General features: G+C 66.5%; 27 protein-coding genes and 1 pseudogene. 9 read left to right on the top strand and 19 right to left on the bottom strand.

Going from position 1 to position 25,716, the window contains the following annotated elements; all coding sequences use genetic code 11:
- Positions 1 to 8: 8 nt before the first annotated feature.
- Both ABQF13_RS14000 and ABQF13_RS13995 read right to left on the bottom strand, forming a co-directional pair.
- Positions 9 to 341 (bottom strand): acetone carboxylase subunit gamma, encoded by a 333-nt coding sequence (locus ABQF13_RS14000; RefSeq protein WP_448393351.1) that lies wholly within the window; start codon positions 339 to 341, stop codon positions 9 to 11.
- Entirely contained in the window at positions 338 to 2,179 is a 1,842-nt protein-coding gene (locus ABQF13_RS13995) for a hydantoinase/oxoprolinase family protein (protein WP_448393350.1), read from the bottom strand. The genes ABQF13_RS14000 and ABQF13_RS13995 overlap by 4 nt, the downstream gene beginning before the upstream one ends.
- Before the next feature lie 204 nt (positions 2,180 to 2,383).
- Between ABQF13_RS13995 and ABQF13_RS13990 the strand changes: the two genes are divergently transcribed.
- The gene (locus tag ABQF13_RS13990; protein WP_448393349.1) at positions 2,384 to 3,628 is read left to right on the top strand and encodes a PucR family transcriptional regulator; all 1,245 of its coding nucleotides are present in this window, start codon (positions 2,384 to 2,386) and stop codon (positions 3,626 to 3,628) included.
- Between the two features lies 1 nt (position 3,629).
- Here the strand turns inward: ABQF13_RS13990 and ABQF13_RS13985 are convergent, their stop codons facing one another.
- From ABQF13_RS13985 to ABQF13_RS13950, 8 genes are read right to left on the bottom strand one after another with little or no spacing between them, the layout of a single operon-like run.
- Positions 3,630 to 4,886: a thiolase family protein gene (locus ABQF13_RS13985; RefSeq protein WP_448393348.1), complete on the bottom strand. Its 1,257-nt coding sequence runs from the start codon at positions 4,884 to 4,886 to the stop codon at positions 3,630 to 3,632.
- Positions 4,887 to 4,890: 4 nt separating this feature from the next.
- Positions 4,891 to 5,673: an enoyl-CoA hydratase/isomerase family protein gene (locus tag ABQF13_RS13980; protein WP_448393347.1), complete on the bottom strand. Its 783-nt coding sequence runs from the start codon at positions 5,671 to 5,673 to the stop codon at positions 4,891 to 4,893.
- A gap of 15 nt (positions 5,674 to 5,688) precedes the next feature.
- Entirely contained in the window at positions 5,689 to 6,456 is a 768-nt protein-coding gene (locus tag ABQF13_RS13975; protein WP_448393346.1) for an SDR family NAD(P)-dependent oxidoreductase, read from the bottom strand.
- On the bottom strand, positions 6,453 to 8,054 hold the full coding sequence (locus ABQF13_RS13970; RefSeq protein WP_448393345.1) for a class I adenylate-forming enzyme family protein: 1,602 nt from the start codon (positions 8,052 to 8,054) through the stop codon (positions 6,453 to 6,455). The genes ABQF13_RS13975 and ABQF13_RS13970 overlap by 4 nt, the downstream gene beginning before the upstream one ends.
- On the bottom strand, positions 8,054 to 8,263 hold the full coding sequence (locus tag ABQF13_RS13965) for a hypothetical protein (protein ID WP_448393344.1): 210 nt from the start codon (positions 8,261 to 8,263) through the stop codon (positions 8,054 to 8,056). Before ABQF13_RS13965 ends, ABQF13_RS13970 begins: the two co-directional genes overlap by 1 nt.
- Before the next feature lie 31 nt (positions 8,264 to 8,294).
- On the bottom strand, positions 8,295 to 10,118 hold the full coding sequence (locus ABQF13_RS13960) for a hydantoinase B/oxoprolinase family protein (protein ID WP_448393343.1): 1,824 nt from the start codon (positions 10,116 to 10,118) through the stop codon (positions 8,295 to 8,297).
- The gene (locus ABQF13_RS13955; RefSeq protein ID WP_448393342.1) at positions 10,115 to 12,169 is read right to left on the bottom strand and encodes a hydantoinase/oxoprolinase family protein; all 2,055 of its coding nucleotides are present in this window, start codon (positions 12,167 to 12,169) and stop codon (positions 10,115 to 10,117) included. The genes ABQF13_RS13960 and ABQF13_RS13955 overlap by 4 nt, the downstream gene beginning before the upstream one ends.
- Positions 12,166 to 12,786, bottom strand: coding sequence for a TetR/AcrR family transcriptional regulator (locus ABQF13_RS13950; protein WP_448393341.1), 621 nt, complete (start codon positions 12,784 to 12,786; stop codon positions 12,166 to 12,168). Before ABQF13_RS13950 ends, ABQF13_RS13955 begins: the two co-directional genes overlap by 4 nt.
- A 134-nt stretch (positions 12,787 to 12,920) precedes the next feature.
- Between ABQF13_RS13950 and ABQF13_RS13945 the strand changes: the two are divergent.
- Positions 12,921 to 13,194 (top strand): annotated as a pseudogene (locus ABQF13_RS13945) (hypothetical protein); the annotation flags it as partial.
- Here ABQF13_RS13945 and ABQF13_RS13940 read toward each other — a convergent pair.
- Both ABQF13_RS13940 and ABQF13_RS13935 read right to left on the bottom strand, forming a co-directional pair.
- Positions 13,113 to 13,283 carry a DUF5302 domain-containing protein gene (locus tag ABQF13_RS13940; RefSeq protein WP_448393340.1) on the bottom strand — a complete coding sequence of 57 codons (171 nt, stop codon included), beginning with the start codon at positions 13,281 to 13,283 and terminating at the stop codon, positions 13,113 to 13,115. The pseudogene ABQF13_RS13945 and the gene ABQF13_RS13940 sit on opposite strands and share 82 nt — an antisense overlap.
- A 40-nt stretch (positions 13,284 to 13,323) precedes the next feature.
- The gene (locus tag ABQF13_RS13935; RefSeq protein ID WP_448393339.1) at positions 13,324 to 13,767 is read right to left on the bottom strand and encodes a PPOX class F420-dependent oxidoreductase; all 444 of its coding nucleotides are present in this window, start codon (positions 13,765 to 13,767) and stop codon (positions 13,324 to 13,326) included.
- Between the two features lie 50 nt (positions 13,768 to 13,817).
- Between ABQF13_RS13935 and ABQF13_RS13930 the strand changes: the two genes are divergently transcribed.
- Genes ABQF13_RS13930 through ABQF13_RS13920 form a run of 3 tightly spaced genes read left to right on the top strand, consistent with a single transcriptional unit; the run spans position 13,818 to position 16,014 of the window.
- On the top strand, positions 13,818 to 14,645 hold the full coding sequence (locus tag ABQF13_RS13930; RefSeq protein ID WP_448393338.1) for a class I SAM-dependent methyltransferase: 828 nt from the start codon (positions 13,818 to 13,820) through the stop codon (positions 14,643 to 14,645).
- Positions 14,642 to 15,157: a DUF1697 domain-containing protein gene (locus ABQF13_RS13925; RefSeq protein WP_448393337.1), complete on the top strand. Its 516-nt coding sequence runs from the start codon at positions 14,642 to 14,644 to the stop codon at positions 15,155 to 15,157. Before ABQF13_RS13930 ends, ABQF13_RS13925 begins: the two co-directional genes overlap by 4 nt.
- 14 nt (positions 15,158 to 15,171) lie before the next feature.
- The gene (locus ABQF13_RS13920) at positions 15,172 to 16,014 is read left to right on the top strand and encodes a class I SAM-dependent methyltransferase (protein ID WP_448393336.1); all 843 of its coding nucleotides are present in this window, start codon (positions 15,172 to 15,174) and stop codon (positions 16,012 to 16,014) included.
- A 13-nt stretch (positions 16,015 to 16,027) separates the two neighbouring features.
- Here the strand turns inward: ABQF13_RS13920 and ABQF13_RS13915 are convergent, their stop codons facing one another.
- Positions 16,028 to 16,393: an Rv1152 family transcriptional regulator gene (locus tag ABQF13_RS13915; protein WP_448393335.1), complete on the bottom strand. Its 366-nt coding sequence runs from the start codon at positions 16,391 to 16,393 to the stop codon at positions 16,028 to 16,030.
- Positions 16,394 to 16,430: 37 nt separating this feature from the next.
- On the opposite strand from ABQF13_RS13915, the gene ABQF13_RS13910 reads away from it, so the two are divergent.
- Together ABQF13_RS13910 and ABQF13_RS13905 are read left to right on the top strand one after the other, a co-directional pair.
- A complete protein-coding gene (locus tag ABQF13_RS13910; protein WP_448393334.1) occupies positions 16,431 to 17,144 on the top strand; it encodes an NAD-dependent deacylase in 714 nt (237 codons plus the stop codon).
- A gap of 96 nt (positions 17,145 to 17,240) precedes the next feature.
- On the top strand, positions 17,241 to 18,098 hold the full coding sequence (locus ABQF13_RS13905; protein ID WP_448393571.1) for a PDDEXK-like endonuclease domain-containing protein: 858 nt from the start codon (positions 17,241 to 17,243) through the stop codon (positions 18,096 to 18,098).
- A 52-nt stretch (positions 18,099 to 18,150) separates the two neighbouring features.
- On the opposite strand, the gene ABQF13_RS13900 is transcribed toward ABQF13_RS13905, so the two are convergent.
- The 3 genes from ABQF13_RS13900 to ABQF13_RS13890 are packed head-to-tail and all read right to left on the bottom strand — an operon-like array spanning position 18,151 to position 21,708.
- Positions 18,151 to 18,783, bottom strand: coding sequence for a class I SAM-dependent methyltransferase (locus ABQF13_RS13900; RefSeq protein ID WP_448393333.1), 633 nt, complete (start codon positions 18,781 to 18,783; stop codon positions 18,151 to 18,153).
- Positions 18,767 to 19,444 carry a TetR/AcrR family transcriptional regulator gene (locus ABQF13_RS13895; RefSeq protein WP_448393332.1) on the bottom strand — a complete coding sequence of 226 codons (678 nt, stop codon included), beginning with the start codon at positions 19,442 to 19,444 and terminating at the stop codon, positions 18,767 to 18,769. The genes ABQF13_RS13900 and ABQF13_RS13895 overlap by 17 nt, the downstream gene beginning before the upstream one ends.
- On the bottom strand, positions 19,441 to 21,708 hold the full coding sequence (locus tag ABQF13_RS13890; RefSeq protein WP_448393331.1) for an MMPL family transporter: 2,268 nt from the start codon (positions 21,706 to 21,708) through the stop codon (positions 19,441 to 19,443). Before ABQF13_RS13890 ends, ABQF13_RS13895 begins: the two co-directional genes overlap by 4 nt.
- A 155-nt stretch (positions 21,709 to 21,863) precedes the next feature.
- On the opposite strand from ABQF13_RS13890, the gene ABQF13_RS13885 reads away from it, so the two are divergent.
- On the top strand, positions 21,864 to 22,400 hold the full coding sequence (locus ABQF13_RS13885; RefSeq protein WP_448393330.1) for a DoxX family protein: 537 nt from the start codon (positions 21,864 to 21,866) through the stop codon (positions 22,398 to 22,400).
- A 165-nt stretch (positions 22,401 to 22,565) separates the two neighbouring features.
- Positions 22,566 to 22,715, top strand: coding sequence for a hypothetical protein (locus ABQF13_RS13880; RefSeq protein WP_448393588.1), 150 nt, complete (start codon positions 22,566 to 22,568; stop codon positions 22,713 to 22,715).
- 75 nt (positions 22,716 to 22,790) lie between these two features.
- On the opposite strand, the gene ABQF13_RS13875 is transcribed toward ABQF13_RS13880, so the two are convergent.
- Genes ABQF13_RS13875 through ABQF13_RS13865 form a run of 3 tightly spaced genes read right to left on the bottom strand, consistent with a single transcriptional unit; the run spans position 22,791 to position 25,670 of the window.
- A complete protein-coding gene (locus tag ABQF13_RS13875) occupies positions 22,791 to 23,789 on the bottom strand; it encodes an NAD(P)H-dependent flavin oxidoreductase (RefSeq protein ID WP_448393329.1) in 999 nt (332 codons plus the stop codon).
- 6 nt (positions 23,790 to 23,795) lie between these two features.
- A complete protein-coding gene (locus ABQF13_RS13870) occupies positions 23,796 to 24,560 on the bottom strand; it encodes a 3-hydroxyacyl-CoA dehydrogenase (protein ID WP_448393328.1) in 765 nt (254 codons plus the stop codon).
- Between the two features lie 18 nt (positions 24,561 to 24,578).
- Positions 24,579 to 25,670, bottom strand: a complete 1,092-nt coding sequence (locus ABQF13_RS13865) for a CaiB/BaiF CoA transferase family protein (protein WP_448393327.1) — start codon at positions 25,668 to 25,670, stop codon at positions 24,579 to 24,581.
- Positions 25,671 to 25,716 lie beyond the last annotated feature (46 nt).

Raw genomic sequence — 25,716 nt, 5'->3', positions numbered from 1 at the left:
GTGCTCTCCTATGCCTCGTCGCCGGCGATCAGCGCATCGACGTCGATGTCCATATCGCGCGTCAGCGGATGTCCTGGCGGCAGGTACTCGGTCTCCACCTGACTGGCACAGCCCGGGCAGTAGTACTCGACGATGCGGCACCACTGAGGATCCGGGTGGTAGCCGCGATCGCCGGGCAGACCCGCGGGGTAGATGTCGCGCGGATCGCGGTCGTAGAGCAGCAGACCGCGCTTGTAGTCGGAGTCGGCCGGCCCGATGTCGTGTGCGCAGCGCAGGCACACCCAACGCCGGGTTCTCGGATCGATGCCGAGGTATTCGGTGATCGTGATGGTGCTGGTCATGCTTGGTCCTTCCCGGCGCCGTTGGGGCGCAACCGGAATGCGCCGCGGTCATCGATCGTCAAGGTCCAACCGGGTGGCACGACACAGGTCGACGCGACACCGTCGATCAGTGCCGGTCCAGCCAGCTCGTACTCCGGTGAAGTGTGCTTCTGGTCGATGATCGCGGTGGGCAGAAGGCCGTGCTCGTCCCAGAACACCTCTACCGACCGGGCGGCGACATCGGCACCGCCGGCGACTGCGGCCGATTGGGGCCGCGGCAACGGATAACGTCCCTCGACGGTGACGTAGCTGAGTCCGTCGCGAAGGCACTGTGCCGTCTCGATCTGGACGACTTCGGCGCTGTAGCCTTCGCCCCGCATATCGCGCAAGACCGCATCGCGCAGTCGCGGCTGCGGATCGGGTTCGCCGACACCGGGTGCGGGCGCTTCGTGGCGGTGCACGATGTCGACGGTGGACGCGCCGTACGCCGAGAACACCGGTGCGTACGGCATCACCAGTACGTCCCGGATACCCGCCGCCTGGGCGATCGCCACACAGTGCGTCGGGCCGTTGCCGCCGAAGGCCAGCATGGTCGACTCGGCCGGGTCGATGCCCCAGGCGCTGAGCTGCGCTGCCAACTGCCGACCGGTCTGGCGATGCAGGGCGGCCCGGACACGGGCGGCGGTTTCACTGACGCCAAGTCCGAGCGCTTCCGCGAGCCCCTGATAGGCGCGCTGCGCCGCCGCCACGTCCAGCGGCATCGAGCCACCCAGGAATGCCTCGGGCCGCAGGATTCCCAGTACCGCGTCCGCATCGGTAACTGTCGGTTCCGTGCCGCCCAGGCCGAAGCAGGCCGGCCCGGGATATGCTCCGGCGCTGCGCGGCCCGACGCGCACCTCGTCGCCATCCAGCCAAGCGATCGAACCGCCCCCGGCGCCAAAGGGTTCCAGCTGCGGCAGGGACAGGGATACCTCGACGCCGGCGACCAGACCGTGGTCGAGCATCCGCACCACGCCGTCACTGACGACGCCAACGTCCAGGCTCGTCCCACCCATGTCGACGGTGACCAGCGAATCGATGCCGTAGTCGCGGGCGATTTCGCGGGCGCCGAGCAGCCCTGCCATCGGACCCGAGTTGTAGGTTTTGGCCGCGACGGTGCGGGCCACTCGGGCCGCGCCGCCGTCGTTGTGCACGATCAGTAGCGGCCTGCGGTAGCCCAGCGACCTCAAGTGGTCCTCGGCGCGGTAGAGGAAGTCGGCCGCCGACGGATGGACGTAGGCGTTGAACAGCGCGGTCGCGGTCCGGCGGGCCGCATCGGAATCCGCCGCCACCACGCCGGCAGTCAACAGTGGCACCGCGTCGAGACAGTGCCGCGGATAGTTCTGCAAGAAGATTTCGGCGACCCGTTCGGCCGCGGCGTCGTCATCGGTGCTGTCATGGATGGCCACCACCAGACCGCGCGCCCCGCGATGCAGCAGATCCCTGATCGGCGGGAGCACCGTGGTTTCGTCATCGGCTCCGCATGCCAACTCGGCCACCATCTCCGGTTCGACGAAAACGCCGACTCCCGCGGAAGTTTCGGCTGGCTGCGCGGTCAACAGGCCGAGCCGGGGCCCGGTCCGTTCGAGGACCTGATTGGTGCCTACGGTGGTCGCGTACCGCACCACGTCGGTGGTGCGCAGCATCTCCGCAACGCTGACACCGACCGATTCGGCCGCGGCTTCGAGGACCGCCCGGAAACACACCAGCAGGTCGTGTGGAGTGGTCAACGTCTTCACCGTGTGGACCCGGCCGTCGTGGATGACGAACCCGTCGGTGAATGTTCCACCGGTGTCGATACTGATCGTCGTTGTTGCCATTGCGACCCTTTCGCTGGATCGTCGCGGTGTTCGTGAGGTCCACCTTCGCGGCCGGTCTGGGCAGCGACAATGTCGTACCCGGCCACAGTCGAGTGGTGTCAGCGACCAATGGCCGGGCAGGCACCGAACGCCGTGCGCTCGGGGAGCGGTTTCGTGCGCTCCGCAGAAAGCGCGACCGGACGCGGTCCTCCTAGCGTCGGCGCAATGAGCACTCCCACCATCACCCCGGGGGCGTGTCGAGACGATGCGTCGTCACAGCCGTGGAGATGGCTGTCCGTCTGGATGACCGGCGAACACGACACCATCCTCGATCAGCTCACCACAGAGGTGCTGGGCGAACTGCCCGAACTCGCATTCGCCCCGCACCGTCCGGAAGTCCATGTCCGCGAGGCCATCGGCGCGCATGTGGATACCGTGCGTCAAGTGCTGGGCAGGCCGGATGAGATGACCCAGGTGATTCTGCCCGCCGTGTTCGACGACTACACGCGTCGACTCGCCCGTGACGAAACCCCTGCGCTGTCGGTGCTGTTGAGGTCCTTCGACAAAATGCATGCCCACCTCTGGGGTCAGTTGCTGACGGCGTTGCGCAGCCCGCACCACGGGGTGCGGCCAGAGCATCGCGGAGAACTACTCGAATTCGCGTCGGCACGACTGTTCGAGTACTTCAATTCCGTCGGTACCCAGACCGCACGCGCCTACCAGGCGGCGCGCTCGCTCCATCAGATGCGCAACGCGGCCGCCCGCCATGAGGTGGTCACCCGGGTGCTGGCCGGCGAACTCGAACAGGCCGAGGCCGAGCTCTTGCTACGCCACGAGTTCAACACCACGCAGATCGCTTACGTCGCAACGTTCGAGGGTCATCATGAGCTGGCCGACCGGTTGGGCACCACGCTGTCGCGCCTCGGCGCGCGCCTCGGCGCCCGGCATCACCTGGCGATGCGGGAGCCGGACGGCTGCTACGGTTGGTTCAGTCCGCTACGGGACAACTGGCGCGAGGCGCTGAAGGACCTGGCGGTACCCGACTCGGTTCTACTGTGCATGGGCGCTCCGCACGAAGGCCTGTCCGGCTTCCGCCAGACCCGGGCCGAAGCGCTGGAAGGCCACCGCGTCGCCGGCGCCACGTCGCGCAACGGTGTTGTGTTATTCGAGGACGTCGCCCATCTCGCCTTGGCCACACGTGATCTCGCCGCAGCCCGCGCCCTGGTCGATCGCGAACTCGGCCGGCTCGTGGCCACCGACGAAGCCACTTGCCGACTGCTGGAAACCTTGCAGATCTATCTCGACGAGTTGGCCAGCCCCACCCGCACGGCGCGCCGGATGTACGTGCATCCGAACACGGTGATCAAACGCCTGGAACGGATCGAGGAGCACCTCGGCCGGCCGATCGCCTCGAGCAGCCTGAACCTCCGGATGGCGGTCGAACTCGCCCCCCTCGTCCGCGCGATGTGAGCTAGGCGCCCGGAGCCTCCAGGATGGTCACCGCGCAGACCGCATTGTCGTTGCCGATAACCCCGCCGCCGTTTTCCGCGAGGCCGTAGCGGGGGTTGGCCACGGCGTTACCGCCCGCTTCACCACGCAGTTGGATGGTGATCTCATTGAGCATCATCAGCCCGGTCGCCCCGATCGGATGCCCGCGCGAAACCAACCCTCCCGACGCGTTAACCGGAAGCTCGCCACCGACCGCGGTGGCACCAGAGGCGGTGAACTCGCCACCCTTGCCACGTTCGCAGAAGCCGAGATCCTCGAGGATATGGATTTCGGCGAACGAACTCGCATCGTGCAACTCGACCAAATCGATGTCAGCTGGAGTCAGACCGGCGTTGCGAAAGGCACGGCGCCCAGCTATCACCGGTGCGCGCTCGTCTTCCCAGGAGGTGTCGAACACCCCGCACGCGACCTCGCTGGCCCGCACTCGGATAGCCCGTTCGCGCACCTCGGCCGGGCAGCTGTCGAGATAGGATTGCGAGCAGACCAGCGCGGCGGCGGCACCGTCACCGACGGGCGCGCACATTGCCCTAGTCAGCGGGTCGCTGACCATCCGGTCCTCGAGCACCTGTTGCACCGTCAGCGGGAATTGGTACTGGGCGCGCGGGTTGTGCACGGAGTTGGTGTGGTTCTTGGCCGCCGCGACGGCGAGTTGCTCCGCCGTGGTCCCATACGCCTGCATGTGGGTATGAGCCCACATCCCGTAGAGGTCCATCGCCAGACTCCGCTCCGGAGCGGTCTCGAACGTCATACCGTTGGCCGCGGCGGTGCGTTGGTAGAGGTCACGCCACGACTGCGGTTCCAGCCAGTCCAGCGCGCCCTCCATCCCGCGTAGCGCCGCCCGGGGGTTGTCCGGGTCGAACATCTTCTCTACTCCGATGGCCAGCGCCACCTCGCTGTGCCCTGACTGCACCTCTCTGACTGCATTGTTGAAGGCCTGCGAGCCTGCGGCGCAACCGCCTTCGACGTTCGTGATGGGCATACCGCGCGGGGCCAAGCCGTCATTGACCAGCGGGGTGAAGCACAACTGGCCCTTCAGATACGGCTGTCCCTGGTTTTCCATCAGCATGTTCGAGAACCACGCCGCACCGATCACGTCGGTGTTCTCCAGCTGGGCGTCGGCGAGCACGCCGAGGTAGGCCTCACGGGTGAGATCCTTGGGGCTTTTGTCGGGGAACTTGCCGACGCTCGTCGCGTAGACCCCGAGTATGTAGGTGTTCATCTCGCTATCGTCCTTCGAATACGGGTTCGCGCTTCTCGATGAATGCGGTCAGCCCTTCTTGGAAATCCTTGCTCTGCATGTGGTTCTGCAGGACCCGCATCTCCTCGCGCAATCCCATCTCCTCGTCGCGATCCAAAGCGGCGTTGGCTACCTCTTTCATCGCGCTGAGGACCAGCGGACTCTTGGCGGCAAGCTTCGCGCAGTATTGTTCGACCGTGGTCCTCAACTGGTCGTCGGGAACCACCTCGTAGACCAGGCCCCAATCGCGCGCCGTCGCCGCCGAGATCGGTTCACCGCTGAACAACAGGGCTTTGGCGCGCTGCGCACCGATGCGGCGGGGCAAGACCGCCGCCCCGCCCCCACCGGGAAACAGCCCGTACTTGGCGTGTCCGTCGGCGAACGTGGCGCTTTCCGCGGCGAAGAGCACATCACAGAACAGCAGCAGCTCGAACCCGCCGGCGACGGCGGGGCCGTTGACCGCGGCGATCACCGGTTTGGGGCACTTACGCAGCGCGGAGAACGTCTCCACGCTCGATGCTGGCGCATTCGGGCCTTCGATGCTTTGGCCCATCTCAGCCAGCACGAGCTTGAGGTCGCCACCGGCGCTGAACGCCCGCCCGGCGCCGGTCAGCGCTATCACGCGCACATCGGGATCGGCGGTCGCCTTCAGCAGCGCATCACGCAGTGCGACAAGCAGGTTCCTGTCGAATGCGTTGAGGACGTCGGGCCGGTTGAGGCACAGCCACTCCACCCGGCCGTCACGATACGTTTCCAAAATGGTTGGCATGAGGTCGATGTGCTCCTAGTGGCGGGCGCGCAGTCCGGCATCCAAGCTGATGCAGGTGGCGTTGAAGTAGGAATTGGTGATGATGTGCTCGATCAGCCGCCCGATCTCGGGTGGGTCACCCATCCGCTTCGGAAACAACACCGAATCCTGCAGAGACGCAAGCACCGCCTCTGACACCTCACCAGCCATACCGGTCTCGAAGACTCCGGGAACGACTGAGACACAGCGTATTCCGTCGTTAGCGAGATCGCGGGCGATCGGCATCGACATTCCGACGACGCCGGCCTTGCTGGCGGCGTAAGCCACGGTGCCACGTGTGCCGTCCCAGGCGGCCCCGGACGCTATGTTGACCAGGACCCCACGTTCGGTTGTTTCCGGGTCCGGTTCGTTCGTCACCATCTGCGCCGCGGCGAGCCGGATCACGTTGAACACCCCGGTCAGGTTGACGTCGATCACGCGCTGCCACACCTCGAGGCTGTGCGGGACACCCTTGGACACCGTTTTCATCGCCGACGGGATACCGGCACAGTTGGCCGCGGCGTGCACGGTGCCGAACCGCTCGGTGGCCAGTCGCACCGCAGTCTCGACCTGTTCGGCGTCGCTGACATCGGTGCGCACCGCAATCGCGCCGTCACCCAGTTCGGCGGCTGCCTGCTGCAGTAACTCCTCGGCAACGTCGAGCATCACCACGTTGGCGCCTGCCTTATGCAGGGTTTGTGCGGTGGCCCGGCCCATGCCGGATGCGGCGCCGGTCACGATGGCGCAGCGGCCTTCCAATTTCATCGTCGTGCTCCTTGATTGGTGAGTTGCGGCAGTTCCACCGCGTTGGCCAGGCCCTGCTGCTTGAGCTTGAACTTTTGGACCTTGGCGGTTTCGGTCTTGGGTAGTTCGTCGACAAATCGGATGTAGCGCGGTATCGCGAACCGCGGCAACGCTGCTGTGCACACCGCAGCGATGTCGTCGAGGCCGGGCGTACGGCCCGGTTCCGCGACGACTGCAACAGCGATCTCGTCTTCGCCGAACTCCGACGGCACCGGGTAGGCACCGCACTCCACCACACCGTCGATCGTGTTGATCGCGTCCTCGACGATGCGCGGTGAGATGTTCTCGCCGCGGCGGCGGATCATCTCCTTGAGCCGGTCGACGTAGTAGACGTAGCCGTCCCCGTCGATCCGGCCGGCGTCACCGGTGTGGAACCAGAAGTTACGCATGACATTCAGCGTCTCCTCGGGCTGATTCCAGTAGCCGGTGGTCATCGCCCACGGCTCCTCGCAGCTGATGCAGAGTTCGCCCACTTCGCCGGGTGGCAGCGCGCGGTCGTACTCGTCGACGACGTGCACCCGGTAGGGCTCGACCGGTCGCCCGCACGAGCCGACCGGAGCGGTGTCATCGGCCGAGTTCAGGATCGGGATGTTGATCTCGGTGGCGCCATACATCTCGAAGATCGGGATGTCGAACCGCTGCGCGAAGGTCGAGATCAGCGCCTGTGGAGCAGGGACGATCAACGCACGGGTGATTTCGTTGGTTCGGTCCGCGGGCGACTCCGGTTGGGCCAGTAGAAAGTGCGCCATCGACACCACCATGTGGGCCACCGTCACCCGGTGGTGACGCGCCTGTTCCCAGAACTTGCTCGCGCTGAACTTGCGAACCAGCACCAGTCGAGTGCCCGCCATCAGGCACGCGCCCACGTTCATGTACTTGCCCCCGCCATGGAACAGCGGCAGCACGGTGATCAGGGTGTCATCCGGGTTCAGCCCCAGCGCCCGCCCGGTGCGCGCACCCATGTGCACGGTGGCGCGATGCGGCAGCACCGCACCCTTGGGCAGGCCGGTGGTGCCCGAGGTGTACATGATCGATGCGGTGTCCGGGCCGAGTGCGGAAGTCTTCACTGGCGCACCGGTGCTGGCGATGAACGTGTCCAGCACTTCTTGGCCGGTGGCCGGCGCGCCGCGTTCCGGTATCACCTCGACGATCAGCCGGCAGACGCCTTCGGGCAGCGCCTCCTCGATGACTTGACGGTGTCCGCTGTCGATCACGGCCGCCTTTGGTGCGGCGTCCTGCAACACGTGGCGCAGGCTCGCACCCACCAGGCCCGGGTTGATCGGCACCTCGATGGCACCGATCTTGTTGAGGCCCAACATCAGGTAGACGGACCGAACATCGTTGGGAACCAACGTCATCACCCGGTCGCCGGCCTCCACCCCACGGTCCCGCAACGCGGCGGCGACAGCCGACGCGCGCTGGTCGAGCTCACGATAGGTGACCTTGATCCCGTCGTCCTGCACGATGCACACCCGATCGGGATCGTGGGCGGCCCACCGTTCGACGACCGCACTCAGCACGGAGTCGAGGATGTCGAACTCTCCTATCGGCGTGTCCACTACAGGTCTCCGGAAAGCACCGGGGATTCAATCCGCTCCTCATCCGCGGTGTGCAGGCACGACCGGCATTTGACGACACGCAGCCAACCGCGGTAGTCGACCACGCGGTAGCGGGCCAGCGCCTGGGCACCGCAGCGCTCACAGCCATCGTCAACCTCCTCGGTCGGCTCGCTGATGAACAGCTCTGTTGGCTGAGGGAAGATCTTCACGGGTACTCCTCCAGATAGCAGCGGCGTCGGGTCAGTTGCCGGCGGTCACAATGTCGTTGCGGATGTCGCGCGCGATTGCGTTCGGATCACGCAGGGCGGGGTCACCGCAGCCGCCCGCGCCAGGGGTCTGATGGACGACGACGTCGCGGGCGCCGATGAGCACGCCGGCCTGTTTACTGGACCGGAATTCGGTGACACCGGGGACTTCTTCGCTCACCAGCTGGCCGGACTCGTCGACGATGCCGGCGAGCACTTCCGGTTCCTCGAGGTCGCCTCCGGAGGCCCAGGCGTCGAGTGCGTCACGATAAACCTTGATGTGAGCAGTGGCTCCGTTATCGCCGCCCATCGCACCCCGAGGCCCGATCCGGCACTGATCAAGCTGGAACGAGCTTTCGCAATCCACCAGTGGGACCATCACGGAGCGGGTGGCCGGACCCCCGCGATACTGCCCGGATCCGGCTGTGTCCGCAACGAATTCGCGTTCCAGCAGCAGCACCGGGAAAGCTTCTTCCTCGAGTTCGACCGAGGTCACCACGCAGTTGCCGCCCTCCTGAAAGGTGTAGCAACTGCCGTCGCTCTGCGCCGTACCGCCGAACGGTCCCTGGAACAGGTTCATCGAAATGAACGGAATGGGAAAGCCGCTGCGGGTATCAGCACCGGCGAAACTCATGAACAGCACGTCGTCGTAGTTCTCGGCCACTGCCATGGATGGGTCTGCCTGCGATAGAGCTTTTTTCACCAAATTGATCGCCTTGGCGATGAACATGGTGTGCCCGGCGTTGGTGGCCATCGGGGGCAGCGCGTGCAGACAGCTTCCCGGTGGCAATACGACGTGAACCGGACGGTAGGCACCGGCGTTGGGGCTGATCGACTCCGGCAGCGCCACTTGCAACCCCAGATGGGCGCCGGAGACCCCATCGGACCAAGTGCAGGCGAAGCCGCCCCATTCGTTGCGCGACGAGCCGGAGTAGTCGACCTCTACCTCACCGCCGCGCTTGCGCACCGTGCAGCGGATCAACATGGGATCACCGTTCATGTCGTTGTCCATGTAGTCCTCGGCGGTGTATTCACCGTCCGGGATCTGGCTCAACGCCGCGCGCATCGCGCGCTCGGTGTGGTCGAGGGAGTACTGCACCGCGCCCGCGTAGGCGTCGCGTCCGTAGCGGTCGACGTAGCGCAACACCATTTCGGCGCCCAACGCCAGCGCCGAATGGATGACCTGGAGGTCGTTGACGCTGATATCCGGGATCCGGGTTTGCCCGGTGAATAGTTCGACGGTTTCACGTACGAGTTTGCCCTCGCGATAAAGGTGCCGCGGAGAGATCCGGATCCCTTCGGCGTACATGTCCCGCTGCAGGCCCGGCCCGAACCCGGTGGGGATCGGACCGCCGATGTCGAGCCAGTGGGTGATCGCGGCGGCAAAGCCGACCAGCTCCCCGTCGTGGAAGATCGGCATCAGGGTGCCGACATCGTTGATGTGGCTGCCCCCGCGGTACGGCTCGTTGAAGATGATGACGTCGCCGGGCTTGAAGTTCTCCACGCCCCAGTGCTCGATGGCCATCCGCGCGTAGAACTGGTTGATCACGTAGTGCCCCGGCGCCGCGGTACCCATCGCGATCGCATCGAAGTCCAGGTCGCGCTCCGGATCTCGGGGCGCCAACAACCCGATGCCGAAGTCGTTCACCTCACTGAGTAGCGGGCTCAGCGACGCGGTGTTGATCTTGATCTGCATCTGCAGGCCGATGTGTTCCAAAGCGTGCCGGATGACTTCGGCGGTGGTGATGTCAACGCCGTAGCGAGCTTCGACGTCCTTGGCGCCAAGGACTGAAACCGGTTGGGGTGCCAGAGTTGTCACTGGTTGTTCTCCTCGATCTCGATGACCACATCGCCGAATTCGTTGACTTTCGCCACATCTCCGGCGACAAGCACGCCGGTGTAGGTCTGCGCCTCGATCACGGCCGGGCCCGCCACCACCTGATCGGGTGCGAACTCGTCGGCGTTGTACACGGGTACATCCCGGTTCAGCTGGCCCATCAAGGTGATGTCGCGACGGCGCCTGGGTTGCGCCGGTTCGCTGTTGGTCAACCGAGGTGGGAACAGCCGCCGTTGATCGGTCGACACCGCGCGGGTTCGCAGCGTTTGCACGTAGATCGGTGCCGAGAGGCTGTATCCGAACTGACGGTCATGTGCGGCGGCGAAGGCTTCGGTCAGATGCTGCAGCGGCTCGCCATGCGACGGGTCGATGACGGCCGCCAGTTCCCAGCGCTGACCGAGATAGGTGGCGTCGAGCCAGGCTTCCACGACGACGTCGCTGTTACCGCGGTCGCGCAGTTGACGTACGAGTGTGTCCAGGCTCTGCCGGGCCCGGGCGAACACGTCGTCGGCAACCTCTGCGGTGACCGTCGCCATGACCGGCGTGACCTCCTCCTCGAACGCCTGAGCCGTCAGCAAACCGAACGCCGAGAACACCCCGGACAGGGACGGGATCACCACGCGCGGCATCTGCAGGGTGCGGGCGATCTGGCTGGCGACCAGCGGGCCGGCCGCGCCGTAGCTGACGAGCCCGAACTCACGCGGGTCGGCACCGCGGTACACCGTGAGCCGGCGAACCGCCTCGGCCATGTTGTGGATGGCGACTTCGGTCGCGGTGCGCGCCACGTCGGCGGGGCTCAGACCCAACGCTGCAGCCAGCGGCGCGAACGCCTTCTCTGCGGCCGCGACGTCCGGATAGATCTCACCGCCCAGCGGCACCTTGGCATCCAGCACGCCCAGCAGTAGGAACGCATCGGTGACGGTCGGTTGGGTGCCGCCGTGTCCGTAGCACGCCGGGCCCGGATCACTGCCCGCGCTTTCCGGACCCACCTTGAGTCCGCCGCCCTCGTCGATCGCGATCAGGCTGCCGCCGCCCGCGCCGATGCTGTGGATCTCCACCACAGGCAGGCTGACCAGCAGGTCGTGCTCGATCTCGAGTTCGCGTTTCACCGAGGCTCTGCCGTCCACCACGACGGCGACCTCGGTGCTGGTGCCGCCCATGTCGAAGCCGACCAGGTTGGGCATCGCCAACCGTTCGGCGTAGGCCTGCACACCCATCACTCCGCCGACGGGTCCGCTGTTGAGCGTGGCCACCGGTCGTGACGTGACCTGTTCCGCGGTGACCAGGCCGCCGTCGTTAGTCATGAATGTCAACGGAGCCTCGACGCCGGCCTCGCGCAGCCTGTCTTCGACCCGCGTGGTGTAGGACTCCATCAGCGGCTGGACATAGGCGTTGAGCACGCAGGTGGAGAACCGGTTGTACTCGCGGGGAAAGGGTGCAACCTCCGCCGAGGTGCTCACGCTGATGCCGGGGAACCGGTCGCGGATGAGTTCGGCGGCACGCTGTTCGTGCTGCGGATGCTTGTAGGCGTGCAGGAAGCACACTGCGACGCCCTGGCACCCGTCGGCTACCAGGCGTTCCACCTCCGTCAGCAGGCGCTCTTCGTCGAGGGTCATCAGCACCCCGCCGTCGGCCATCAGCCGCTCACCCACGGTGCGGCGGCGATAGCGCTCGACGATCGGGCGCAGCTCATGGGGCCGGCGCCAGCGTGGGTCCACCATCGCCTCGAAAGGCCGCCAGCCACGGGCCATGTCGAGCAGGTCGCGGTAGCCGTGGGTGGTCACCATGCCGATGTCGGCGCCGCGCCGGGTCAGGATCGCGTTGAGTGCGACCGTCGTGCCGTGCACGATCTGATCGACCGGGGCGTCGCCGGGGCCGGCCTTCTCCACGGTGCGCAGCAGACCGTTGGCGAGGTCGTCGTACGTCGTCAACGATTTGGTGCCGATGCGCACGTTCTCGCCTTCGGCGAGCACCAGGTCAGTGAAGGTTCCGCCCGTATCGATTCCGATCCGAAGTGCCGGTTTGTCGGTCATGCCCGACCTCCTTTGTCGTTGTCTCGGACGCCCATGCCGTAGACCAGCCGGTCCGCGAACGTCTCGGCGATTTCATCGATGCTTGCCGCGCCCTCGGGGTCGAACCAGAAGGCCGTGAAATTGCATGCGCCGAGAATCGCGAGCGCATCCAAACGCGTATTGCCCGGCCGGAATTCACCGGTGGCGAGGCCTTCGTCGATCACTTCTTCGAAGACCGACCGGAAGCGGTCGCGCTGCTTGAAGACGGTCGCGGCCATCTCGCCGGTAAGGTGGGTGTACTCCCGCAGGAACACCGTGCCCTCGGATTGATAGACGACCGCCGTCTCGATGGTGTGCTTGATCAGCTGGCGCAGCTTTTCGGTCGGAGACAGGTCGGCGGCCGCGATCCGTTCGGAGTAAACAGAAAGCCTGCCGGCGAACCGCTCATGTAGTGCGAACAGCAGCACTTCCTTGCTGGCGACGTGGTAGTACAGCCCTGCCTTGGTCATGCCGGCCTCGTCGGCGATCTGACGCAGGGAGGCGTTGGCAAAGCCTTCGCGCCCCATCACCCGGGCGGCGGCCACCAAGATCTTCTCTGGAATCTGCGGCTTTTCGACTGTGGTGTCGGTCTCGGTCACGTGTGTTCTGTTCCCTTCCTTACTTTACCGGCCGGCCGGTCAAGTTGCGACGACGTTAACCGCCCTCCGCAGCGGTGTCAAGAGGTCGGCGTACCGCGGTTACCGCTGGGTCTTGGGCCTATCCACCCACGCCGCGCCCGCTGGAGAACAACCCGCTGCCGCTAATGGATGGTGGATTCGTCGACCGGCCCGGCGTCCGTAGCGCGACGGTCGGCGCGCTGCTCTGCGTCGCGGGCGCAGCCACGCTGGCCTCGGTGGGCCGGGGCTGAGGATCAGGGCCTGCTGCGTGTGGCGGTGATGTTTGCCGCGCTCATCGCCGCGCGGAATCAGCCGCTCTTGCGCCGGAACTCCCGGCGATGCTCAACTGGTCCGTGCGCCCGCGGTTGCTTAGCGCCGCCGTCCTTGTGATTGCCGCCGCCGGCCGCCTTGGCCTTCTTGCGCTCCAACGCTTCCCGGAACTTACGTTTGGTGTCGTCTTCGCGCAGCGCGTCAGCCATGACAGGCAGCCTAGCGCGGCACCGACTGCCGTCGCGCGGTTTATAGCCTACCGGGCGGCATCCCGTAGACGTGTGAGATGGGCAGCGTCATCAGCACGCGCCGGTCGTCGACCATGGCGCGGCGGTAGTCGTCCCAATCTGGATGTTCACCGGCGATGTTGCGGTACAACGCGATCAAACCCTCGACCGTGTCGTCGTCGGGCGCGGCGGCCGGCGGGGTGAGCACCGCGTCACCCTCGGCCACGGCATACGCCCAGCCGTCGTCGGAGCTGACGTGGATCGACGCCCGAGGGTCGCGACGCAGGTTGCGCGTCTTGGCCCGCGGCTCGGTGATCGACACCTGGATCGTCAACGCGCGCGCATCGAAGTAATAGGACACGTTCGACAGCTGTGGTCGGCCGTCGCGCTTGATCGTGGCCAGCACGCCCAGCGAGTTCCCGCCGATCAACGCCAACAGCTTGTCGTCGAACACGTCGCGTCCCATGGTTTGAGCCTACGTCTCTACGAACGACTACGTCTCTACGATCGAAGTCGATGACTTCTTCTGTCGACGGCAGCGTGCTCGACGGCGTCTCGGCCACCACGCTGTGGACGCTGCACAACCGCGCCAGCGAGGCGAAGCGGTCCGACGGCGTGATCCGCGACCCGTGGGCGGTCGCGCTGTTCGATGCGATCGACTACGACTACCTCAAGTTCGGCAAGCCCAACCCGACGCACGCGTTGCGCGCGGTGGCCTTCGACACCGCCACGCGCGACTTCCTCACCACCCATCCCAAGGCTTCGGTGGTGGCGTTGGCCGAAGGGCTGCAGACCAGCTTCTGGCGGCTCGAGCGCACCGGCGTCGCCGACGAGTTGACGTGGTATTCCATCGATTTGCCGGCCGTCATCGCGCTGCGCGACAAGCTGCTGCCCCACGATGAACGCATCGTGACGCTGGCTCAGTCGGCGCTGGAGCGCAGCTGGATGGACCACGTCGACACCGAGCACGGCGTCTTCATCACCGCCGAGGGCCTGCTGATGTACCTGCAACCCGAGGACGCGCTGGGGCTGATCGCCGAATGCGCCGAACGCTTCGGCGGCGGGCAGATGATGTTCGATTCCGTGCCGCCCTGGCTCAGCCAACGCACGTTGGCCGGGCTCAAGCTCTCCGACCGTTACATCGCGCCGCCGATGCCGTTCGGGCTCAGCCCCGACGACGCCGTCGCACTCGCCGGGCGCATCTCGGGCGTACGCGTCGCCCGCGATGTCCCGATGCCGCCCGCACGGGGCCTGTGGAAGCTGGCCGGCTCCCAGGTGCTCGACCGGTTGGGTGCGTTCCGGCGCCGAAGGCCTTCGTTCACGCTGCTCGAGTTCGGCGCATGACGCGCTACGCGGCCTTTCTGCGCGGGGTCAACGTCGGCGGTGTCAACCTGAAGATGGCCGACGTCGCCGACGCGTTCGAGACGGCCGGATTCCGCGATGTCCGAACGGTTTTGGCGAGCGGCAACGTGCTCCTGGACAGCCCCGCCGACGTGACAGCAGTGCGGCGGCGCGCTGAGAAGGCGCTGCGCGAGCGGTTCGGCTACGACGCCTGGGTGCTGGCCTACGACCTGGACACGGTCAGGGCCATCTCGGAGGCGTATCCGTTCGAGCGCGAGGTCGAAGGTCACCACTCCTACGTCACCTTCGTCAGCGACCCGCAAGTGCTCGACGAACTGGCCAGCCTCGATCCCGGAGACCTCGAGAAGATCCGCCGCGGGGAAGGTGTCGTCTACTGGCAGGTGGCCAAATCGGCCACGCTGGGCTCGGTCATGGGCAAGACCATGGGCAAGAAGCGCTACAAGTCGTCGACCACCACCCGCAACCTGCGCACCGTCGAGAAAGTTCTGCGGTAGGTAGATTCGGACAGGTGAGCTCCACACCCACCGCAAAGGCCGACGGCACCGTGTTGACCGGCGTCTCGGAAACCGCACTGATGACCCTGCAGGTCCGCGCGACCGAGGCGCGCCGGCCCGACTCCATCCTCGACGACCCGATGGCCGTGCAACTGGTCGATTCCATCGATTTCGACTTCGCCAAATTCGGGTCTTCGCGACGCCAGGACATGGCAGTGCGGGCGTTGGCCTTCGACCGGCATACCCGCCGCTACCTACGCGACCACCCGAAGGCCACCGTGGTGGCGTTGGCCGAGGGGCTGCAGACCAGCTTCTACCGGCTCGACACGGCCGATGTCGGACATGAGTTTCGTTGGCTCACCGTCGATCTCCCGCCGATGATCGAGTTGCGCCGCAAGCTGCTGCCTGTCTCCGATCGGGTGCAGATGGCCGCACAGTCGGCGCTGGACTACAGCTGGATGGACCGTGTCGACACCGAGCACGGGGTGTTCGTCACCGCCGAGGGCCTGCTGATGTACCTGCAACCCGAGGACGCGCTCGGGTTGATCACCGAATGCGCCAGACGGTTCCCCGGCGGGCAGATGATGTTCGACCTGCCGCCGGCGTGGTTCGCGGCCGCCGCCCGCAGTGGACTGCTGCGGCCCTCGCTGCGTTACCGGGTGCCGGCGATGCCGTTCAGCCTGACCCCGTCCCGAGCTGCGGACCTGGTGCACGACATCGCGGGTATCCGGGCCGTGCACGATGTGCCCATCCCGCCCGGCCGCGGCAAGATCTTCAACACGTTGGTGTGGAGCGCTCAGCGGATTCCGGTCTTCGATCCGGTGCGACCGGTGTTCACGCTGCTCGAGTTCGGCTGACCGACACCGCGGCTCAGTCGAAGGCCGCCTCGACGTAGCGCAGGGCGTCGGCCTTGCCCATGCCCATCGCCTTGGCCGCCGAGGCGAAGTTGTGCGCTGCGGCGGCCATCGCCTGATCGACGGGGTCCACCCGGGCCACGAATGTGCCGAACCGCCCCCGCGTTTCGAGGATTCCGCTCGACTCCAGCTCGCGGTAGGCGCGCGCGACCGTGTTGACGGCCAGCCCCAACTGGCCAGCCAGCTCCCGCACCGTCGGCAGCCGAGTGCCAGGAGGCAGCCTGCCGTCGCGAATTCCGTCGATGACTTGCGTTCTCAGCTGGTCAAACAGGGCGCCGGAGGCCCGTTGATCGATGCGTACCCACTCCGCCAACCCCGCCACGTGCATCAGTATCGCCCAAAGCGGCTACTTTGGACATGTGCAGGTTGCAGTTCTCAGTGGTGCGGGCATCTCAGCCGAAAGCGGGGTGCCCACGTTCCGGGATGTCGAGACGGGGCTGTGGGCAAAGGTGGACCCGTACGAGATTTCCAGCTCTGAGGGTTGGCGCGCGAACCCGGAGAAGGTGTGGGCGTGGTACCTGTGGCGCCACTACATGATGCGTTCGGTGCAGCCCAACAGCGGTCACCTGGCCGTCGCGGCCTGGCAGGACTACGCCGACGTGCACGTCGTCACCCAGAACGTCGACGATCTGCACGAGCGTGCCGGCAGCACGAAGGTCTACCATCTGCACGGCAGTTTGTTCGAATTCCATTGCGATGCTTGCAACTCCGCGTTCGAGGGCGATCTGCCCGCGATGCCCGAGCCGGTGGAGGCCGTCGAGCCACCGGTGTGTCCGTGCGGCGGGTTGATCCGGCCGAAAGTGGTGTGGTTCGGCGAGGCCCTGCCCGAGGACGCCTGGCAGCGTTCGGTGGATGCGGTCATCGGCGCCGACATCGTGATCGTGGTGGGAACCTCGTCGATCGTCTACCCCGCCGCCGGCCTGCCCGAGATGGCGCTGGCCCGGGGCACGGCCGTCGTCGAGGTCAACCCCGACCGCACCCCGCTGTCGGACGCCGCCACGGTGTCGCTGCGCGAGACCGCGGTCGACGCGCTGCCCGGCCTGCTGCAGCGCCTGCCCGCCCTGCTCAGCTGAGCGATTTGTGTGCGTTCTGTTGCGCTGACCGCGCCATAACGCACACAAATCACGGTGGGTGGAACCGGTTGGGCGCGTCCCGCGTCCAACCCTAATGTGGTCGACGACTATCTACGCCGGCACGACGGAGTGATCACACTTGCGCAGGCGCAGCAGGCCGGGCTGAGCAGGTATGCGGTCGACCGCCGTGTCCGCGCCGGACATTGGCGACGGTGCTCGCCCGGCGTGTTCTTCGCCGACGACCGGCCGTTCACCGATGCAGCGCGAATCCGAGCTGCCGTCTGGGGTTACGGTCCGCAAGCGGTTGCCAGCGGCATCGCAGCAGCCTGGTGGCATGGGCTGACGCGGTATGCCCCACCAGTCGTCGACGTGACGGTGCCGAGGGCGAGCCACCATCCGCACCGTGACGGTATCCGGATGCGGCGACGTGACCTGAACCCCGCAGACATCGTCGAGCGAGACGATCTGAGGGTTACCGCGTTGGCGTTGACCGTCCTTGAGGCTGCCGTCCGGTTACGCGGGGGTGCCGTGTTGATGGATTCTGCACTGCAGCGCCACGTCGAACTTCGCGACCTATGGCGCGCCCATCTAAAGAACAAGGGTCGGCACGGATCACCAGCAGCCAGGCGGCTGTTACAGGCAGCTTCCGACGGTGCCCGATCCGAAGCTGAACGCCTCTTCGGGAAACTCCTGCGCGAAGGGGGCATCACGGGCTGGCGAACGAATTATCCGGTTGGCGGCTACAAGGTAGATGTGGCGTTTCCCGACGAGAAGGTGGCGATCGAGGTCGACGGCTGGGCGTTCCACAGCGACGCAGAGGTGTTCGTCAGCGATCGAAAACGGCAGAACGCCATCTCATTGCGCGGATGGAAAGTACTGCGTTTCACGTGGTTTGACCTCACCGTGAACCCGCAGCGGGTGCTCGCCGAAATCAAACACGCACTCAGTTCCTGAGCGATTCGTGTGCGTTCTGTTGCGCTGACCGCGCCATAACGCACACAAATCGCTACTTGACGGCGCGGCCCAGCGCGAACTCCGCCACCGGAATCGGCGCCCAGGTCGGCAACGTCCACTCGCGGCGCGCGCCGGCCACCTGAAATCCCGCGCCGCCGATGGCTTGCTCGGTGTGGCGGTGGGTGTGGCAGTTGCCGAACAGCTTCGGCCACAGCGTGGCGTCGGCCAGCTTCTGCATCCGTGCGCGGGCCCCGGTGCCGGCGATGTGCTCGAGGTAGCGCAACTCACCGCCGGGGCGCAGCAGCGAATGCAGTTGGCGCAGCACCGCTTCAGGCTCATCGACCGAGCACAGCACCAGCGAGCACACCACCGCGTCGAACGGTTCAGCGCCGTGGCTTGCGTAGTGCTCGACGGTGTCGGCGGTGACGGTCACCGGGACCGGTGCGACGGCGGCGGCGCGCTGCGCCAACTCGGCCAGTCGGCGCTCGGGTTCGACCGCCACCACCTCGGTCACCGTGTCCGGGTAGAACTCGAAGTTGGTGCCGGTGCCCGCCCCGACCTCGAGCACCCGCCCGGACAGACCTGCGAGGTTCTCGCGGCGCAGCCGCTGAATCGCCTCCGTCTCGTGGCGGGACATGAACGTCCACAGTCGCGCGAAGAACGGGTTGTCAACGGTGTTGCTCATCAAGCAGTCCTTTCAACATGGTGAGAGCTTCCTGCGGGTTGACCTTGGGATCGACTGTGCCCGAGACGATCTCGCCCACCACCACGGACCGCAGTACCCGGTCGGTGAACTCCTCGGCATCACCCCACGGCAGATATGGCCGCGAAATGAGCATCGCGGCCACGCCATGGGCGGCCGTCCACAGTTGCAGCGCGAGCGCAACCGGGTCGCCGGGTGGGAACACATTTTCGGCCATCAGCTGCTTCACCGAGCTGCGCAGGTGCACGAAAGCCGACGTGTTCAACATCATGTCGACATCGCTACCGGGCCGGCCCTCGCCCATCGTCGCGATCCGGTACAGCTCAGGGGTTCTCACCGCGAACCGCACGTAGGCCAGTCCCTGCGCGCGCAGCACCTCGATCGCCGACGGCGCGTCGGCGGCCAGACTCTGCATCTCCTCGTCGAGCTTCTCGAAGTACCGCACGCACACCGCGTCCAGCAGCGCGTCCTTGTCGGCGAAGTGCAGATAGATCGACGGGGGCGTCACCCCCACCCGCTGCGCGACCGACCGGATCGACACCGCCTTGGCGTGACCGGTCTCCAGCAGCAGATCGGTGGTGGCGTCGAGGATCTCCTCGCGCAACCGTTCACCGGATCCGCGCGGCGCACGCCGCCGTTTCATCGCGATCCGACTACCTCAGACGACGGGCCGCTGGCCGGTGCCTGCTCTTCGGCGGACTCGCTGATGCCGATCCGCGCATGCAGCCGGGCCAGCGGTTTGGGCGCCCACCAGTTCCATCGGCCGAGCACGTGCATGAACGCGGGAACCAGCGCCATGCGCACCAGTGTCGCATCCGCGACGATCGCCAGCGTCAGGCCGACCCCCATCATCCGCATGAACGACACCTCGGCGGCAATCAGCGCGGCGAACGAGATCGACATGATCAGCGCCGCGGCGGTGATGACCCGGCCGGTGCGGGCAAGCCCGAGCGCGACGCTCTGGTCATTGTCGGCTGGTGTGCGGCCCGACCGCAGCCAGTACTCCCGGATCCGCGACACCAAAAACACCTCGTAGTCCATCGACAGCCCGAACGCGATGCAGAACAGCAGCACCGGCATGTTGGCCACCAAGGTGCCCGTCGGCGTCGTGCCCAGCGCGCCCAGATGGCCGTCCTGGAAGATCCACACCAGCGCGCCGAACGCCGCGGTCAGCGACAACACGTTGAGTATCAACGCTTTCAGTGGCAGCACCACGCTGCCGGTCAACATGAACAGCAGGATGAACGTGATGCCGGCGATCACCGCGAGCACTAGGGGCAGCCGCGATGTGACCGCCGAGGAGCTGTCGCGGTTGGTCTGCGCGACGCCGGTCAACTGCGCCGCAGCGCCATCCGGCGTGTCCACCTCCCGCAACGCGACGAGCTGGTCTTCGGAGGCTTCGGTGAACAGCGGCGCGGTGCTGGCCACCGTCAGGAAGGCGCTGCCGTCCTTGATGCCCGTCGGCGCCGACGGCGGGCCGACCGGCGCACCGGCCACGAATGTGCCGCTGGGCGCCGACACCGAGGACACGTCGGGCACCTGCGACAGCGCGCGGGCGTAACGGTCGAGGTCGGCGGGTGTGACGGCGCGCGCATCCGGTATCACGACGGTGACGTTGCGGGCGGAATCGACGGCGAAGTCGCTGCGCAGTTCGTCGCCGAGCTGTCGCGCCGACGCCGACGCCGGCAGCACCCGGTCGTCGGGGAAGCCCCAGTTGGCGCCGAGGAACGGCGCGCCGAGCACCAGCAGCAACGCCACGATCGCCGCACCGATCGGCATCGCCCGGCGCATGACGAACTTCGTGCTGCGGTACCAGAACGTCTGCTCGACGGATTTGCGCACCGGCTCGGGACGGCCCAGCAGCCGACGCGCCAACCGGCGCACGTCCAACGCGTCCAGCCGATCGCCGGCCAGCACGATCGCCGCAGGTGCGACGACGACCGCGGCCAGCGCCGCGAACGTCACCACCGCGACACCTGCGTAGGCGAACGACTTGAGGAAGTACATCGGGAACAGCACCATCGCGACCATCGACAACGCGACGGTCAACGCCGAGAACAACACCGTGCGCCCGGCGGTGACCATGGTGCGGATCAGCGCACGGTCGCGCTCGGCGCCGTCGGCCAGCTCGTCGCGGTACCGGCTGATGATCAGCAGCGTGTAGTCGATGGCCAGGGCCAGCCCCATCGCCACGGTCAGGTTCAGCGCGAAGATCGACACATCGGTGACGAGGGTGACGGCCCGCAGCACCGCCATCGAACCCAGGATCGCGAACCCGCCGACCGCCAGCGGCAGCGCGGCGGCCACCAGCCCGCCGAACACCCACACCAGCACGACGAAGCTCAGCGGGATCGCGATCGACTCCATCAACAGCAGATCCCGCTCGGTCTGCCCGTTGATCTGCACGTAGGTCATCGCTTCACCGCCGGCGCGCACGGTGACCCCGTCGCGGTCATGCACCAGCCGGTCGGTGAGTTCTTTGGCGTGCTTCTGCGCACCGCTCTCACCACCGGTGATGCCGACGACAAGCAACCCGGTCTTGCCGTCCTTGCTGATCAACGCTGGCGTCGCCACCTCCGGCGCCGTCCATGCGGAGACGACCTGCACGACGTGCGGTGATGCCTGCAGCTGGGCGGCGATGTCGGTGGCAACTGTCCGTGCGGCCGGGCTGAGCGCGCCGTCGTCGTCGGTGACGCTGATCAGCAACTCCATATCGCCCTGGCCGAATTTGTCGACGAGTAGCTGGTTGGCCTGGGCGGACTCCGACGTCGGATCGGCGAAGCCGCCCGCGGACAGATGCTTGACGACGGGGACGCCGAAGATTCCGCAGGCGACCATGCCGAGCGCCGCGACCGCGATGATCCGGCGCGGCGCGGCCAGCCCCAGGCGGGCGATGCGTTGCAGCACGTCGCGTCCCTCCAATCCGTGGATAACGCGGGTAACTTAACAGCGGTAACCAATGCGGGTCAATGCGCCCCACCGATGACACGCACCGACTACCCGGAACCGTTCAGCGAGAGATCGTGCGATGAGTTCAGCCTGCTCTGGTAGTCGTATTCGATATGACGACAACGGAACTGCACACCCCAGCCCGGGCGGCCACCGGTGATATCGGCCTGTTGATCCTGCGTATCGGGGTCGGCGCGGCGATTCTTCAGGCCGGTCTGATCAAGGCTTTCGACTTCAGCACGACGGTCGAGTTCATGACGGCCGGCGGTTGGCGGGCCCCCACGTTGGCCGCGCTGATGGTCACCACCGCCGAGACCCTCGGCGGCATCGCGTTGATCCTCGGCGTGCTGACGCCGCTGGCCGCGTTCGCGGTGATCGCGGCGATGATCGACGCCTGGGCGGTCAACGTCTCGACGGCCGCGTTCTGGTCGCAGCCGTTCAACGTGCCGTTCCTGATCGGCATCGGCACAACTGCGCTGCTGTTCGCCGGGGCGGGGGCATATTCGGTCGATGCTCGGGTCCTGGGCCGCACCACCTGGTCGCCGCGGATCGCCGTGGGACTGCTGGTCGCGGCGTTCGCGGCAGCGATCTTGACCTGGGTCGCGCTCAACGGCACGAACCCGATCCACTTCACCGCGCCGGCTCGGTAACTTTCCCCGGGTGAGCAGACGCAAACTCGCACATTTCGGCGTGTCAACACGCGACTTTGCGTCTGCTCGGCGCTAAGAGCCGCGCCAAAACAGGCCGCGGAACCTACCCGGCGGTAAGAATTGCCACGATATTCCGATTCGTGACTCAATGAATCCTTAGACGTAATGGTTACTGTTCAGTACATGTGGATCGACGACACCAGTGCCGATGTCATCAAGGTTGATTTCGAGGCGCTCTACCACGGCGATGTCCTGGTAGAAGGCGACACCTCCGAACAGCTCGACGACGACCAGCCGCTGCGCACCGCGGTCTGACCTCACGCGCCCCGAGCGAGCGGCGCGGTCGGCCGTGACTGTTTGCCCACCGCGGGCCCCTCGCTGATCCCTGCTTTACGCCACACTTTCTTCCTGGTCGGCTTCGACCATGCCGGTCAGCCGGTCGCTGATGATCTCCTCGGCCTCGGCCACCATCCGCGACACCAACTCACCGCAGGTGGGGATGTCGTTGATGAGGCCCATCGCCGTGCCGACACTCCAGATGCCGGCATCCAAATCGCCGACCTCGAACACCTTGACGCCGCGGGTTCCCGCGACCAGGTCCTTGACGTCCTCGAACTGCCCGCCGCGGTCGAGGATCTCCACCACCTCGCGCGACACCTTGTTGCTGGCGACGCGGGCGGTATTGCGCAGCGGCCGGAAGATCAGCTCGGTGTCGAGTTCGCTGCCCGCCACGATCGCTTCCTTGACGTTCTGATGGATCGCCGACTCGACCGTGCACATGAACCGCGAACCCATGTTGATGCCGTCGGCGCCGAGCGCCAGCGCGGCCACCAGACCCCGCGCATCGGCGAAGCCGCCCGAGGCGATCATCGGGATGTCGATCTTGGTGGCCGCCGCCGGGATGAGCACCAACCCCGGGATGTCGTCCTCACCGGGATGGCCCGCACATTCGAAACCGTCGATGCTGATGCCGTCGACACCGAGGCTCTGCGCCTTGACCGCGTGGCGCACCGATGTGCACTTATGCAGCACCTTGATCCCGTTGTCGTGAAACATCGGCAGGTGCGGCGCCGGGTTGGAGCCGGCGGTCTCGACGATCTTGATACCGGAGTCGACGATCACCTGCCGGTACTCGTCATAGGGCGGCGGGTTGATGGTCGGCAGGATCGTCAGGTTCACCCCGAACGGTTTGTCAGTGAGCTCGCGGCACCGGTCGATCTCCTTGGCCAGATCCGCAGGCGTCGGCTGGGTCAACGCGGTGATGAAACCCAACGCACCCGCATTGGCCACCGCTGCAACGAGTTCCGCGCGACCAACCCACTGCATACCGCCCTGCACGATGGGGTGCTCGACCCCAAACGTCTCGGTGAACTTCGTCCTGATTGCCATCGGGGCCTACCTCGGGGCCATTCGGATGGCGCCGTCGAGGCGGATCACTTCACCGTTGAGCATCGGGTTCTCCACGATGTGCACGGCCAGCGCGCCGTACTCGTCGGGATCGCCGAGGCGGGCCGGATGCGGCACCTGCTTGCCCAGCGACTGTTGCGCCTCCTCGGGCAGCGAGCCCAGCAGCGGCGTCTTGAACAGACCCGGTGCGATGGTGCAGACGCGGATCAACTCGCGCGAGAGGTCGCGCGCGATCGGCAGCGTCATGCCGACCACCCCGCCTTTGGACGCCGAGTACGCGGCTTGGCCGATCTGCCCTTCGAACGCTGCCACCGACGCGGTGTTGACGATGACGCCGCGCTCACTCCCGTTCTTTCCGGCGAGGGGCTCTTGCCGGGCGATCCGCTCGGCCGACAGCCGCAGCACGTTGAAGGTGCCGATCAGGTTCACCTCGACGACCTTCTTGAAGCCGTCCAGCGGAAACGGGCCGTCCTTGGACAGCGTCTTGACCGCATTGCCGATGCCCGCGCAGTTGACGTTGATGCGCAGCGGACCCATCTTCTCGGCCTCGTCCAGCGCCGCGGTCACCGCATCGGGGTCGGTCACGTTGGCCTCGACGAACTTGGCGCGATCACCGAGTTCCGCGACGGCGTCACCACCCTTGAGGTCGATGACGACGACCGATGCGCCGCGGTCGAGCAGTCGCTTCGTGGTCGCCAGGCCGAGGCCCGAAGCGCCTCCGGTGACGACGGCTGCAGCGTCTTTGATCTCCACTGAAATGAATTCCCTTCTCTACGTCCAGTCCCGCAGGACGGCTTCGGTGTCCGCGCCGGCCTCGCCGGGCGGTGTTGGGGTCGGCAACACGCTGCGCGAGAACCGAGGCGCGGGCATCGGCTGCAGATGGTCACCGTCCCGGTAGAAGGTGCTGCGCTCGGTGACGTGCGGTTCGGACTCCACCTCACCGAACGACAACACCGGCGTCACGCAGGCATCGCTGTTGGCGAACACCTTCGCCCAGTGGCCGCGGTCCTTTCCGCCGATGACCTCGGTGAAGCGGGCGCGCAGTTCAGGCCAGCGACCGGCGTCGTTCTGGTCGGGCAGGTCCTCCCCGTCCAGGCCCAGGCCCTTGAGGAACTCCGCGTAGAACTGCGGCTCGATGCAGCCGACGGCGATGTAGCGGCCGTCGGCGCAGGTGTAGGTGTCGTAGTACGGGGCGCCGCCGTCGAGGATGTTGACCCCGCGCTCGTCGGACCACAGCCCGTCCTGGCGGAAGCCCCAGATCATCTGGGCCAGCACGCTGGACCCGTCGATCATCGCGGCGTCGACCACCTGGCCCTTGCCGGAGGTCTGCCGTTCCCACAGCGCCGAGAGGATGCCGACGAGCAGAAACATCGATCCGCCGCCGAAGTCGCCGGTGAGGTTCAGCGGCGGAACGGGCCGCTCCCCCGCCCGCCCGATGCTGTGCAGCACACCGTTGAGCGAGATGTAGTTGATGTCGTGGCCCGCCTGCAGCCGCCGCGGACCGGTCTGGCCCCAACCGGTCATCCGGGCATAGATGAGGCGTTCGTTGACCTTCGCGCAGTCCTCGGGGCCCAGGCCCAACCGTTCGGTCACCCCCGGGCGCAGACCTTCGATGAGTACGTCGGCCTTGGCGACGAGCTGCAGCACCAGGTCGCGGCCTTCCTCTGACTTGAGGTCGGCGGTCACCGACCGGCGGTTGCGCAGGGTGGCTTCGCGGTTCTTGGTCGGGACGCCGCCCATTTTGCCGGGCCGGTCGACGCGCACCACGTCAGCGCCGAGGTCGCCGAGGATCATCGCGGCGTGCGGACCCGGGCCGATGCTGGCCAGTTCGATGACTCGAAGTCCGTGCAGTGGTCCAGCCATACTCAACCGCCCTTCATCCGCGCGAACGCTGCCGACCGCCGACATA

The organism is Mycolicibacterium sp. XJ879, from assembly GCF_053483935.1.
This window is presented reverse-complemented; position numbering and strand designations above follow the sequence as displayed.

Bases quoted from the DNA above. Each gene is read 5' to 3' on its own strand.
- ABQF13_RS14000 (WP_448393351.1), bottom strand. From the start codon at position 341: ATGACCAGCACCATCACGATCACCGAATACCTCGGCATCGATCCGAGA.
- ABQF13_RS13995 (WP_448393350.1), bottom strand. From the start codon at position 2,179: ATGGCAACAACGACGATCAGTATCGACACCGGTGGAACATTCACCGAC.
- ABQF13_RS13990 (WP_448393349.1), top strand. From the start codon at position 2,384: ATGAGCACTCCCACCATCACCCCGGGGGCGTGTCGAGACGATGCGTCG.
- ABQF13_RS13985 (WP_448393348.1), bottom strand. From the start codon at position 4,886: ATGAACACCTACATACTCGGGGTCTACGCGACGAGCGTCGGCAAGTTC.
- ABQF13_RS13980 (WP_448393347.1), bottom strand. From the start codon at position 5,673: ATGCCAACCATTTTGGAAACGTATCGTGACGGCCGGGTGGAGTGGCTG.
- ABQF13_RS13975 (WP_448393346.1), bottom strand. From the start codon at position 6,456: ATGAAATTGGAAGGCCGCTGCGCCATCGTGACCGGCGCCGCATCCGGC.
- ABQF13_RS13955 (WP_448393342.1), bottom strand. From the start codon at position 12,169: ATGACCGACAAACCGGCACTTCGGATCGGAATCGATACGGGCGGAACC.
- ABQF13_RS13940 (WP_448393340.1), bottom strand. From the start codon at position 13,283: ATGGCTGACGCGCTGCGCGAAGACGACACCAAACGTAAGTTCCGGGAA.
- ABQF13_RS13935 (WP_448393339.1), bottom strand. From the start codon at position 13,767: ATGGGACGCGACGTGTTCGACGACAAGCTGTTGGCGTTGATCGGCGGG.
- ABQF13_RS13930 (WP_448393338.1), top strand. From the start codon at position 13,818: ATGACTTCTTCTGTCGACGGCAGCGTGCTCGACGGCGTCTCGGCCACC.
- ABQF13_RS13925 (WP_448393337.1), top strand. From the start codon at position 14,642: ATGACGCGCTACGCGGCCTTTCTGCGCGGGGTCAACGTCGGCGGTGTC.
- ABQF13_RS13900 (WP_448393333.1), bottom strand. From the start codon at position 18,783: ATGAGCAACACCGTTGACAACCCGTTCTTCGCGCGACTGTGGACGTTC.
- ABQF13_RS13895 (WP_448393332.1), bottom strand. From the start codon at position 19,444: ATGAAACGGCGGCGTGCGCCGCGCGGATCCGGTGAACGGTTGCGCGAG.
- ABQF13_RS13885 (WP_448393330.1), top strand. From the start codon at position 21,864: ATGACGACAACGGAACTGCACACCCCAGCCCGGGCGGCCACCGGTGAT.
- ABQF13_RS13880 (WP_448393588.1), top strand. From the start codon at position 22,566: ATGGTTACTGTTCAGTACATGTGGATCGACGACACCAGTGCCGATGTC.
- ABQF13_RS13875 (WP_448393329.1), bottom strand. From the start codon at position 23,789: ATGGCAATCAGGACGAAGTTCACCGAGACGTTTGGGGTCGAGCACCCC.
- ABQF13_RS13865 (WP_448393327.1), bottom strand. From the start codon at position 25,670: ATGGCTGGACCACTGCACGGACTTCGAGTCATCGAACTGGCCAGCATC.